The organism is Azospirillum formosense (genome assembly GCF_013340925.1).
Lineage (GTDB): Bacteria > Pseudomonadota > Alphaproteobacteria > Azospirillales > Azospirillaceae > Azospirillum > Azospirillum formosense.
Genome location: NZ_WHOR01000182.1, coordinates 1 through 11,633, shown reverse-complemented (window position 1 = coordinate 11,633; position 11,633 = coordinate 1). Strand labels below are relative to the sequence as shown.

The 11,633-nt window shown below is 66.9% G+C and carries 7 protein-coding genes and 1 pseudogene; 3 read left to right on the top strand and 5 right to left on the bottom strand.

Going from position 1 to position 11,633, the window contains the following annotated elements; translation table 11 throughout:
* Positions 1–343 (top strand): annotated as a pseudogene (locus tag GBZ26_RS20450) (glycosyl transferase); the annotation flags it as partial.
* A 19-nt stretch (positions 344–362) separates the two neighbouring features.
* Here the strand turns inward: GBZ26_RS20450 and GBZ26_RS20445 are convergent.
* The 4 genes from GBZ26_RS20445 to GBZ26_RS20430 form a co-directional block, all read right to left on the bottom strand.
* Positions 363–2,096, bottom strand: coding sequence for a B12-binding domain-containing radical SAM protein (locus GBZ26_RS20445; protein WP_174440416.1), 1,734 nt, complete (start codon positions 2,094–2,096; stop codon positions 363–365).
* Positions 2,097–2,159: 63 nt separating this feature from the next.
* The gene (locus GBZ26_RS20440) at positions 2,160–3,230 is read right to left on the bottom strand and encodes an NAD-dependent epimerase/dehydratase family protein (RefSeq protein ID WP_174440415.1); all 1,071 of its coding nucleotides are present in this window, start codon (positions 3,228–3,230) and stop codon (positions 2,160–2,162) included.
* A 49-nt stretch (positions 3,231–3,279) separates the two neighbouring features.
* Positions 3,280–4,359 carry an NAD-dependent epimerase/dehydratase family protein gene (locus tag GBZ26_RS20435; RefSeq protein ID WP_174440414.1) on the bottom strand — a complete coding sequence of 360 codons (1,080 nt, stop codon included), beginning with the start codon at positions 4,357–4,359 and terminating at the stop codon, positions 3,280–3,282.
* A 96-nt stretch (positions 4,360–4,455) separates the two neighbouring features.
* The gene (locus GBZ26_RS20430) at positions 4,456–6,861 is read right to left on the bottom strand and encodes a glycosyltransferase family protein (RefSeq protein WP_246654315.1); all 2,406 of its coding nucleotides are present in this window, start codon (positions 6,859–6,861) and stop codon (positions 4,456–4,458) included.
* Positions 6,862–7,079: 218 nt separating this feature from the next.
* On the opposite strand from GBZ26_RS20430, the gene GBZ26_RS20425 reads away from it, so the two are divergent.
* Positions 7,080–9,707, top strand: a complete 2,628-nt coding sequence (locus GBZ26_RS20425) for a hypothetical protein (RefSeq protein ID WP_246654313.1) — start codon at positions 7,080–7,082, stop codon at positions 9,705–9,707.
* Here the strand turns inward: GBZ26_RS20425 and GBZ26_RS20420 are convergent.
* Positions 9,698–10,597 (bottom strand): glycosyltransferase, encoded by a 900-nt coding sequence (locus GBZ26_RS20420; RefSeq protein WP_174440413.1) that lies wholly within the window; start codon positions 10,595–10,597, stop codon positions 9,698–9,700. The genes GBZ26_RS20425 and GBZ26_RS20420 overlap by 10 nt on opposite strands.
* 131 nt (positions 10,598–10,728) lie before the next feature.
* On the opposite strand from GBZ26_RS20420, the gene GBZ26_RS20415 reads away from it, so the two are divergent.
* Positions 10,729–11,463: an FkbM family methyltransferase gene (locus GBZ26_RS20415; protein ID WP_174440412.1), complete on the top strand. Its 735-nt coding sequence runs from the start codon at positions 10,729–10,731 to the stop codon at positions 11,461–11,463.
* The last annotated feature ends 170 nt before the right edge of the window (positions 11,464–11,633 follow it).

Genomic DNA, 11,633 nt, shown 5'->3' with positions numbered 1-11,633 from the left:
GGCCTGGATCGACCGGCGTCTGGCGCCGGGCGGGGTTCTGGCCTTCTCGGCGGAGATCCGGCTGAATGGCCGTCCGGGCGTGCCGGGGCTCACCCCGCGTCAGGCCGTGGCGCTGGGGGACGCCTTGGCGGATACCGGTCTGGAGTTGCCGGGGGCGGCGGACCTGTCGCTCAGCGACGCCACGCTCGACCGCTTCGTGACGACCGGCGCGCCGGGTTCGGGAAACCCGAACTTCGCCGCCCGCACCGGCGAGGCCCTGCACGCCCCCGCCGTCTGGTTCGCCCGCAAGCGGGCCGATACCCCGGACGGCGGGTGGGAGAGGCTGGCCCGGTTCCTGGCCTGACCAGCCTCTCCGTCCGGTTTCACTCCGCCAGAACGGGCGCGTCGTCGTAGAGATCGCGCAGGGCGGCGGCGGAAATTCCCAGCCGCGCCGCGTCCTGCCGCATCGCCGTGCGGGAGGAGACGATGCGCGGCGTCAGGAAGACCGGCCCCGCGAAGCCGGGCAGGGCGGCGGGGGCTTCCACCGGGGCACCGTCCAGCGACTGGCCGGCCAGCTTGCCGTCGAACAGCCGCACGCGTCCGTCCTTGATGAGCGGCTTCAGCGCCGGCACCTGCCCCAGCGTCTCGAAGAAGTCGGTGCCGACGCCCCACAGGGCTACAGGACCGTCGGCCGCCGCTTCGGTCACCGCGGCACCCAGCGCGCGCCACTGGCGGATCAGGTAGTCGGAGCTGCTCTTGGCCTTGTCGGCCCCGATGGCGAGGTCGCCTTCGGACAGGCGGCGCATCTTCTCGCCGCCGTCCGGCACGTAGAGATACTGCTCATCGAGCGCCGCCCCCGCGTAGCGGTCGAGATGGCCCTTTTCCCGCAGGGTGGACATGGGCGTGCCCTCGATCTCGCCGCAGCCCGTCTCCTGGAAGGTGTCGAGCGGCAGGCTGGCGATGTAGGCCTTGGTGTCCTGCATCTGCTCGCGCGTCTCGCCCGGCAGGCCGTAGGTGAAGGTGCCGTGCACCGTCATGCCCAGCCGCTTGATCTCATGCACCGCGGCGCGCGCGGTCTCCAGGTTCAGGCGCTTGTTGACGATGTTGTCGTTGACCCACTGGTTGCCGCTCTCGAAGCCCAGCTTGACGCCGAAGCAGCCGCTGTCGCGCATGGCCTGCCACGTCTCCAGCTTGATGGTGTCGGCGCGGCACATGGCCGACCAGGGCAGGCCGATGCGGGTCATCACCTCGCAGATCCCCAGGACGTGCTTGTCGCCGAGGTTGAAGGTGTCGTCGTCGAAATAGATGGACCGGTAGCCGTAGCGCCCGACCAGCTCGCGCAGCATCCCCTCCACATAGTCCGGCTCGTAGAAGCGGACCGAGCGCTTGCCGGTGCCGTCCGGGTCGTTGCCGGTCATGGTCGCCGGCCAGACGCAGAAGATGCACTTGTAGGGGCAGCCGCGGCTGGCCCAGACCTGGAGCTGCGGCGCCTTCTGACCGGCGGGGTTCACGTCCCAATAGCGGTGGGCGATGACCTCGTCGAAGTAGGGGTAGGGCGCGGCGTTCATCTCCGCCACCGTCAGCAGCTCGTGGGGAAGCACACCCGACGCGCCGTTCAGCACGCGCACGCTGCCCTTCTCGTATTCGCCCTGGATGACGGCGTGGATGGGGAACTGCTCCATCACCGCCTCGCCCTTGGCGGACATGGCGCCGGTCAGAACGATCTTGGTGTCGGGCAGGATCTCCTTGACGCGCCGCACGATGGTCTGGTCGTGGTCCCAACAGGGCGTCGCCGTCTCGATGAAGATGTACTCGTACCGCTCCTCCCGTAGGTGCTGGAAATAGCTGTCGTAGGACTCGCGCAGCGCGATGGAATCGCGGAAGACGACCTTCGCCCCGGTGGCCTTGGCGGCGTAGGTCGCGGCGTAGCCCATGAAGAAGGGATAGGGCAGATACTCCCCGAACACGAAGTTGCCGGGCGAGGAGTGGGCTTGGTTGGTGTGCGGCCACCGCGAACCGGCGCGCACGCCGCTGAACCAGGCGGAGGCCGGGGCGTCGTCGCCCGCGAACTCGAACCGCTTGACCCACCAGGGCGGATTGCTGAACAGGACCTTCATCGCGCTTCCTTCCACCGCTCCCCGCGGATCGTCATTCTCGGGCCAACCGTCACGGGCGGGCAATCACTGGCGGGCGAACCGGTCAGTCATCTCGGCGTGAATCTCGGCCAGGATGCCATCGATGTCGCGGGTCAGCGACCAGTCCGGATAATGCTCCTGGAAACGCCGGATGTCGCTGATCCACCAGATGTGATCGCCGATCCGGTTGGTCTCGTCGTAGCTCCAGGCCATCGGGCGGCCGGTGAGTTGCTCGGCCTTGGTGATGGCCTCCGCCATCGAGCAGTTGGAATGGCGGCCGCCGCCGATGTTGTAGACCTCGGCGCTGCGCGGCTTCTGGAAAAAGTGCCAGAAGGCGTTCACCAAGTCGAAGGAATGGATGTTGTCGCGCACCTGCTTGCCCTTGTAGCCGAACACCCGGTAGGGTGTGCCGGTGACCGCGCATTTCACCAGGTAGGCCAGGAAGCCGTGAAGCTGGGCGCCGGAATGGCCCGGCCCGGTCAGGCAGCCGCCGCGGAAGCAGGCGGTCTTCATGCCGAAATAGCGCCCGTATTCTTGCACCATCACGTCCGCGGCGACCTTGGAGGCACCGAACAGGCTGTGCTTGGTCTGGTCGATGCTCATCGCCTCCGGGATGCCGTGGGCGGCCCAGGGGTGGGATGGGTCCAGTTCCCAGCGGCTCTCCAGTTCCACCAGCGGCAGGGCGTTGGGCGTGTCGCCGTAGACCTTGTTGGTCGAGGTGAAGATGAAGGGCGCGTCCGGGCAATGGCGCCGCGCGGCCTCCAGCAGGTTCAGCGTGCCGTTGGCGTTGACCGAGAAGTCGGTGAAGGGCTCCCGCGCCGCCCAGTCGTGCGAGGGCTGGGCCGCCGTGTGGATCACCAGCGCGATGGATGCGCCGTAGCGCGCGAACAGGGCGTCGATGGCGTCCTGGTCGCGGATGTCCGCGGTGACGTGCGTGTAGGACGGATGGCGCTTCTCCAGCCGCTCCCGGCTCCAGGCCGTGCTCGCCTCGTCGCCGAAGAAGTAGCGGCGCATGTCGTTGTCCACGCCGACGACGTCGAACCCTTTTTCCGCGAAGAAGCCAACGGCTTCGGCGCCGATCAGACCGGCGGACCCAGTGACGATGACGACGGACATGAGGGAGTTCTCCTCGGAAGAATGGGGCGGTGTGGCCACCGAGCGTCGTCTATAACAGAATCGGTTCCAGGATGCGCCGGTTGGCGTCCAGCCAGCCGAAAAGCTCGTCCATGATGGCGCCAGGCGTCCGCCGCGGGCGCCAGCCGGTCGCTTGCGTGACGTCCGCGTTGTCGGTCACGTACCAGGGAATGTCGGCGGCGCGGGTTTCCGGGCTGGCGGCGATGGGGATGCTCCGGCCCGTGCGCTCTGCGCAGAGCGCGGTCAGCTCGGCCAGCGACACGCTGACCTCCGGCCCGCCGCCCACGTTGAAGACCCGGCCCTTGAAACGGTCCATGCCGGCCACCTGCACCCTCAGCAGATCATACAGGTCGGCGACGTGCAGCATGTCGCGCACCTGGAGCCCCTCCCCGCCGAAGCCGCTGTAGGACAGGGTGCCGCCGTACAGATGCCGGGCGGCCCACAGCACGACGACGCCCTGGTCCACCTTGCCCATCTGCCAGGGGCCGGTCAGCACGCCGCACCGGTTGATCACGGCGCGCAGACCGTACATGGCGCCGTATTCCTCGATCATCAGCTCCGACGCCAGCTTGGTGGCGCCGTAGATGGAGCGGCTGCCCGGCATCGGAAAGTCCGTCGCGATGCCCGCCGCCGACCAGCCCGGCCCGCCGCCGCCGTCCGGCAGCACCAGCCGCGTGGCGCCGCGTTCCAGCGGCAGCCGGCGCAGCGGGTCGATGGGATAGACGCGGCTGGTGGACAGGAACACCATGTCGGCGCCATGGCGCCGCGCCGCCTCCAGGCAGTTCACCGTGCCGACGAGGTTGGTGTTGATGACATAGGCCGGGCTGCCGCCATAGCCGGCGTGCACCGACGGCTCGGCGGAGCATTCCAGCAGCAGGTCGAAGGCGCCGAGTTCCTCCAGATCCTCCGGGTTGCGAACGTCGCCGTGGGCGAAGCGCACGCCGCCGGCGCGCAGGCGCTCCAGGGCCAGTTCGGAGCCGCGCCGGCGCAGGTTGTCGAAGGCCACGACCTCGGTTTCGGGGCGATCGCGCTTGAACATGAGGGCGAGGTTGGACCCCACGAACCCGGCCCCGCCGGTGACGACGATCCTGCAAGGGCGTGTGGCGTTCATGACGAGGGTCCGGATCTCTTGCGGCGGGATGGGCCGATGATCGAAGGGGGGCGGTTAACAAAGCCTCAAATCAAGGGTATCGGTGCGGCTCTGGCGTCAGGCGCGCAGCGCCGCGGCCAGTTGCGCCCAGCCGCCGGGCGCCGTGGGGCCCGCCTTGCGGCAGAACCAGACCACGGACGCGTGCAGGGTGTCGCCGGTCAGCGCGACCAGATGAGGATTATCCGCGCCCGGTGCTCCGGTCCGCACCAGCCGGTCGAGCGTCGCGTCGCTCAGCGATGCATCGAAGCCGCCTAACAATTCGAAGCCCGTATGCCGCGCGAACAGGGCCGCGAGTCCATCTCCGGCCAGTTCGGGGCTGAGGCCGACCGCATCCGTGCCGCCGTCGAGGCGCTGCCGGCCCATGACGGCCAGCACGCCGCCGTCCGCCAGCCGCTCGTCCGCCCAGGCGAGCACATTGTCGGCTGCCGGATCGAAGATCGCGTCCTGGAGCAGGAGAACCGCGTCCCAGGGCCGTTCCCCGGCGGTATCGGGGGCGGCGAAGTGGGCGTCGGGCAGGCCGTGGTGGATGGCGATCCGGTCGCGGTGGAACAGACGGGGCTTCAGCAGCCAAGTGTCCATCTCCCCCGCCGCCGCGCGCTCCGCCCGCGCCGCGGCATCGGCACCGATGTCCAGCACATCCACGCGGGAAACCCATTCCGTCAAGGCGAGGTAGAAGCCGTCGACCGCGGTGCTGACGGCCAGCATCCGGGCCGTCCCGTCGAGCAGCCCGAGCCGGTCCAGCCCGTACAGCAGATGCACGCGCTCCCAGGTTCCCCGGCTGCGCTTGAAGTAGCTGTAGACATGGTTGAGCAGGTCGTCGTCCCGCAGCGCCTCGAAATCGGGAATGTTGTCGGCGGCGTTGATGTGAAAGGTTCCGCAGTTCGTCTTGAAGCGCTGCGCCCAGGCGAACCAGGCCGGGTCCTCCCAATCCTCCGACGCGGCCAGCTTGCCGAGGCTTGGCGGCCCGGCTGGCCGTTCCATAGCGGTGATGCGCAGGCGCGGGCGCAGGCGGCGGGCGTTGCGGTGGCGGAGCGCCGCTTCCCGGATGCGGGCCAGAGTCTCTTCGGGTACGCCTTCGCTCCGCGCGGCGCCCGGCCAGTCCAGCAGCGCCAGCAGCGGCGCCGACCAGCGGCGCGGATCGACAGCGGCGAGGTCGGGAGCCGCCGCCGCGGCCTTCAGATCGCCGCGGGCAAGCGCCACCTCGCGCGAGGGCATCGCCAGCCGGCGGCTCATTGCCTGCCGCATGAAGGTTTCGAGCGGCACCCCCACCGGGCCGGATGGGGGTTCCGGTGCCATGGCCTGCCGGATGATGGCGGTCAGCCGGTCCCCGACGGCGTCCAGCGTGTAGTCACCGAGCGCCCGTTCATAGGCGGCCTCGGCCACGGCCCGGCGTTTGTCGTCGTCGACGATCAGCGTCGCCAGCCGGGCGGAAAAGTCTTCCAGGTCCTTCCCGAGAAGGATGGATGTGCCGTCCTCCAGGCAGTGGACGGCCTCGCCGACCGGCGTGGCGCAGATCGCCACCTTGGTCAGCATGTACTCGAACATCTTGGTCGGGCTTTTCGAGGCGTTGAACGCGTTGTCGGCGTAGGGCAGCACGCCGATGTCCATCTCGTTGAGCACCGCGCCGAACTCGCCCGGCGGGATGTGCTCGTGGAAGACCAGATTGTCCATGTCCGGGTGGCGCTGCCGCAGGCGCCGCTTCAACTCCTCCCACGCCCGCCCGAAGCCGATGATGTGGAAACGGGCCTTGCGGCGGATGCGGCTTGGGACCAGGGCGAAGGCATCGACCCCGAAGACGATGTCCTTCATGGGGATGTCGCCCCACACATCCCCGCACCACAGGATGTTCACGGCGTCGCCGAAGCGCCGGCGCGCTTCGGCGCGGCGGTCTGGATTGAACAGATCGCGGTCCGCCACCGTGTGGACGAGGTGGGTGTTCGGGTTGAACGGGGCGAGCAGGTCGAGGATGCGCCGGCTTGACGCCACGCAGGCCTGTGCCCGAGCGGCGAAGCGGCCGAGGAACTCCTCGGGCTTCAGCGATGGCAGCCAGGGCTCGATCCGGCGGAAGGGCTGGCTGCCCAGATCATAGTCGTCGTAGTCGAGCACGATCCGGTTGCCGTTGCAGGCCGCCGCCATCAGACAGGCGATCGCATGGTAGCCGGCCTTCTGCACGTAGAGCAGCGCCCGCGGGTTGCGCGACAGGACATCGAAGGCGGTCAGGTTCAGGCGGAGCTTCTCCTCTTCCGGCAGATTGGCGGCAAACCCGCCTTGCTCAGTCGCGCCGAGATGGTCGAAGAAGGAGAGAACCTCCGCGCGCAGTCCGCGCTGGTTGACCAGCTTTGCGAAGCTGTAGGCGCGCACACGGGCGGGAGCGAGCTTGAAGCCGTCCTGCGCGACGAAGATGATGTCGGCCTGGGCATAGCGGGCCATGTCGTCCTGACCCAGCGGTGAAGGGATCGGCATCGATAATCCGGGAAGGGTGCAGCGGGAAGCTCGGCCACCCTCTGATTGGTTTTTCTGAAGGTCAAGGTAAAAAATTGTGGATAACCGTTTCTTGCGTATTTTCAAAGATGGGTTGCGCAGCATCGGATTTTGTTTCAGAAGTTGGCGGATATGGCGGGCTTGCTGCAGTTTCTTTATAGAGAGTCCGCCTTCTTTTTCTATGGCCCTGGTGGTGTTTCATGATTTCCGTCATTGTCTACGGCAGAAACGACTCGCACGGCTATAATCTTCACAAACGCGCCGCCATCAGTCTGAACAGCATTGCCGAGGTTCTGACGGCTCCCGGCGATGAGATTGTCTTTGTCGATTACAACACGCCCGACGACCTGCCGACCTTCGTCGAAGCAATTCTCGATACGTTGACCGAGCGTTGCCGGAGGATGCTGCGCGTCATCCGGGTCCGTCCGGCGCTGCACGCTCTTTTTGCCGATCGAACCGGCTACGCGACCATAGAATCGGTCGCCCGGAATGTGGGCCTGCGCCGCTCCAATCCGCGGAACCGCTGGATATTGTCCACGAACACCGACATGGTCTTCCTCCACCGGGACGGGAGCCTTTCCTTGTCGGAACTGGCAGGCGGGTTGCCAGACGGTTTCTATCAGGTGCCGCGTTTCGAAGTGCCGGAATCGTTGTGGGAGTCCCTGGACCGCCGCGATCCCCGCTTGGCGATCGAACGGTTCCGCTGGTGGGGGGCGCGTTTCCATCTGAACGAACTGGTGCACACCGATCCGATCACGCGCTTTGACGGCATCGGAGACTTCCAGCTTGTCCTCCGGTCGGACCTGTTCGCGATTCACGGCTTCAATGAAGAGATGCTGGCGGGTTGGAACGTCGACATGAACCTGTGCCATCGGCTGCACCGCCGGTATGGACGTGTCGATTCCCTATCCGACCAAGTCCTGGCCTATCATTGCGGCCACACCCGTCTTCCCACGGCGATCCATCGCGACGACACGGTCATGAACGATCCAGTGCGCTACATCGACTGCGTCGTTCGGGACGACCTGCCCGAGCAGGCGGAGCGTTGGGGACTGGCGCGTCATGAACTGGAGGAATTCCGCGCGCACGCCCCCCCTTCCGGCCGCCTGCCCGCCGCCCTCGAAGAAAGCCTGCCGGCGCAGGACGATCCAGGACGTGAGGCATGGAACGACTTCACCAATTTCAGCGCCCGTTTCCGTTTGCGGCTCGACCCGGATCACGCGCTTCCCTATGTCGCGGATCTCCTGGCGACGGCGCCGCCGGATGCGGTGCTGGCCTATGTCGGCAGCCACCGCGGGATGTTCGAGCGCACGCTGCGGGCTTGGCGGGCGCTTGGCCATGGCGAGGCGGTCCTGGTGCCCGAAGGTGGGGTGATTCCGGATGAATTCCCCGGCGTGGAAGCCGTCGACGCGTTGGAGCTCGACCGCCGGGCATCCCTTTTCCTGTTCGAATTCGCTCTGGACGACGATTGGCTTGCGCAGGATCCCTGCCCCTGCTTCGAGGGGATTCCGGAGGAAGGGCTGAGGCAACTCGGCTTGGTCTACGGCCTCTTCATTCAGCAGACGGAACGGGAGCGCCAACGCCTCGCGGCGGGCAGGGGCACGCCGAGGCGTTTCATCAGCGTGCCTGCGGTCAACACGTTCTTCGGCATGCGCTTCGGAGAGCGGGTCATGTTCACGCATACGATGTTCAGCACGCGCGTCCGACATGGGCAGGTCCGCCGCACAGGGCTCGCCGTCCGATCCGATGGGGCGGCGGACGAGACCGGGCGGCGCCTCGGAGCGGCCCTGGGCCGGGCCTTTCCCATCGACCGGCAGGAGGTCGAGATTGCGAGCGGCGATCTGGATCTCATCCTTGCCGCCGAAGGGCCGGACGTCGTCGAGCCGCACCGCTGCACGGCGGTCGCTCTGGCGTTGCTGGACGTTGTTGGGGCGGCGGTGCCTGAGCCGGTACGGCAGGAGCGCAGACGTTGGATCGAACGGGGCCGGCCGAGTCGTGCATTGCGGGAGCGCATCGATCCTCTCATCGTCTCTTCTTCCAGACCCCCCGAGCCGCCGCTGCTCAACAAGCTCTGTGCGGCGGAGGATTGGGAGGATGTCCACTGGCGGGCCGTTGCCGAGGAGTTCACGCGTGACGGCCTGCCTTTCCGGGCATCCACCTACGCCTATTTCAAGCGCAGCCGCGGGGTGTGGGAACGCACTCATATGCTGTACGGTATGGGGCAGCTTGGCGTGATCGGGTATGATGCCCGCTGTGCGGTCGTCAGCCGGGCGCCGGATGGGCTGGGCCATTTCCTGTCCCTCCGGACCGCCGGAGTGGACGTCATCGACCTTCAGGGGCATGGAGCCGGCTGGCTGGCGCGGCGGCGGATGCGCCGGGCGGACCGGATGTCTATCCTCCCCAATCTGGACTCCCCGGCGGCGGACCTTGCATGGCCGAACTGTTCATGGAATGCCGTCTTGATCCCGCAGAACACTCTCCTGGCGGCCGGATTGCGGCAGGCTGACACCCTTCTGCGCAGCACCGCCCGCAGACTGGCTGGAGGCGGAGTCATCGCTTGCTCCGTAGAAACCGCTCTCGACAATCGGGGGCGGAGGAATTGTCCGGCTCCGGGCCGGATCGCCGCGGTGATGGGCATCCTTGCGGACAGGAACGGTCTGGTGTCGTGCGGGGGAGTGGACTGGAGCCTGAGCGACGCCACACTGGACCGGATCGCCGTGCGGGGAGAGGATTCGGAGCGCCGGCCACATCTGGTGACGCGCGACGATCACGGGCATCGCACCTCTTCGGTCTGGTTTCTGCGTAAGGGGGAACATCCTCAGCGCTGAGCGAAGGGAAAGCGGTGCACACGTTTCCAGACACCCAGGCTCTCAACGAACTGGACGACCGGTCCCGTGAAGCCCTGGGCGGCCAAGCCACCCAGGTCCTTCGGCGACGACAAAAGCCGGTATTCGGCCCACACCGTCGCCCGATGGGCGGCCATGGCCTCGGTGAAAGAGGCATCCAACTCCCTTATGTAACCATCGCCCGCACCGAGCTGGCGGTCGTGATGCCGGAACTGACCGAGCACGCTGTTCACCACCGTCGGCGCCCCCACCGCCGCGAACCGGCGCCACAGGTCGAAATCGCCGGCGATCCGCAAACGTGTGTCCAGCCCCCCACAGGCGTGCCACAGCCGCCCGGTCCACAGGCTGCCTTCCTGTTGCAGGAAGGGCAGGTGGCGGTTGTCGTGGAGCCCGGCAGCAAGCGTTTTGGCCGGGAAGGCGAAGCAATCCTCGATGTGGACGAGGCTGCCACGGGCATTGAGCCGCGCGATCCGCCCGGTCAGCCATTCAATGTCGGGAAAGGCCGCCGTCACGTCGCAGGCGGTTTGCAAGGCACCGGGTGCGAGGCGGTCGCTGGCGTTGATCCAGCCCATCAGCGTATCGTCTCCAGGGCCGAGATGGGCGAAGGCCTGGTTGATGGCGTCGTACATTCCGTCGTCCGTTCGCGAATCGACCATCATCCGGACCCCGTGGCACAGAATCGGCAAATCGCCGCGCTCAAGGCTCCTTTGCCAATGGTCCAGCCGCTCCAGCGTGCCGTCGCGAGACCCGCCGTCCTGAACATGGTAGACGATCTCGAAATCACCAGCTTGGCCAAGCACGCTCGCGACCGTCTCATCGATGAACGCGGCGCTGTCGCGGCTGGGGGTGGCGATCAGAAAGCGGCGATGCATGACAGGTTTTTCAGCCTTTCGGGTCGAAGCGCGTGCGACCGCATGGCGCACGCCGCCGCTGCATGAGTACACTGATTCCGATCCGCTGGGCCGCTCAAATTCCCTCGGACCGATCAATTGGGAGAAGCATCTTGGATTTGCCGGACAGCGCCGTCGACTCGTTCAAAAAAGCCATCTGGCGGGTTGTCGAGGCCAATGCGGAGGCTTTTACGCCCTACATCCTCGGCCATGCGAACTCGTTGCAGCGCATTCACAAGCGCGGCGTCGATTGCAGGACGGTGATCGACGTCGGGGCGTCCGATGGCCGTTGGTCGCAGATGGCGCGGACCTTCTGGCCGGACGCGCATTATCACCTGATCGAAGCGTTCGATCATTGGAACGGTGCGCTTGAGGCGTTGACCGCGAACGATCCGCGGCTGACCTACACGCTTGCCGCGGCCGGGGTGGAGGATGGCGAGACGTCGTTCACCAATTCCGCCGATGATCCGTTCGGCGGCACGGCCATGCCCGGCGCCGGCGCCCTCCAATGGACCGTCCGGCAGGTTTCCCTGGACTGTGAGGTGGAGCGGCTCGGCCTTGAAGGGCCGTTCCTGGTCAAACTCGACACGCATGGCACGGAACGCGAGATCCTGGCCGGCGCCCGCCGGGTCTTGGAGAACTGCGGGCTGCTGGTGATCGAAATGTACAATTATGGTGAGGACAGCCGGCGTTTCCCAGCCATGTGCCAGCATGTGGAAAGCCTGGGCTTCCACTGCATCGACATGGCCGAGCCGATGTACCGCGACCATGACCGGGCGTTCTGGCAGGTCGATTTCTTCTTCGTACGCAAGGAGCGTCCCGAGGCCGCCTACCCCTCGTTCCGCTGAACGGGGGCGGGTGGCACGGCCACAGCGCCCAAGGGGAGCTTAAATGGTGCATCCGCTAAATTAGGGCGACCTTTGAGAGGGCGGCGACGCCGAACCGTTTTGGCGCCCGGTGGCGCCGCCGGCGCCCCCAGATGAATGGGTGTTTATGAGCATTCCAGTAGGCGGTGGCC

Coding starts and splice junctions, on each gene's coding strand:
- GBZ26_RS20445 (WP_174440416.1), bottom strand. CDS start 2,096: ATGAAGGTCCTGTTCAGCAATCCGCCCTGGTGGGTCAAGCGGTTCGAG.
- GBZ26_RS20440 (WP_174440415.1), bottom strand. CDS start 3,230: ATGTCCGTCGTCATCGTCACTGGGTCCGCCGGTCTGATCGGCGCCGAA.
- GBZ26_RS20435 (WP_174440414.1), bottom strand. CDS start 4,359: ATGAACGCCACACGCCCTTGCAGGATCGTCGTCACCGGCGGGGCCGGG.
- GBZ26_RS20430 (WP_246654315.1), bottom strand. CDS start 6,861: ATGCCGATCCCTTCACCGCTGGGTCAGGACGACATGGCCCGCTATGCC.
- GBZ26_RS20425 (WP_246654313.1), top strand. CDS start 7,080: ATGATTTCCGTCATTGTCTACGGCAGAAACGACTCGCACGGCTATAAT.
- GBZ26_RS20420 (WP_174440413.1), bottom strand. CDS start 10,597: ATGCATCGCCGCTTTCTGATCGCCACCCCCAGCCGCGACAGCGCCGCG.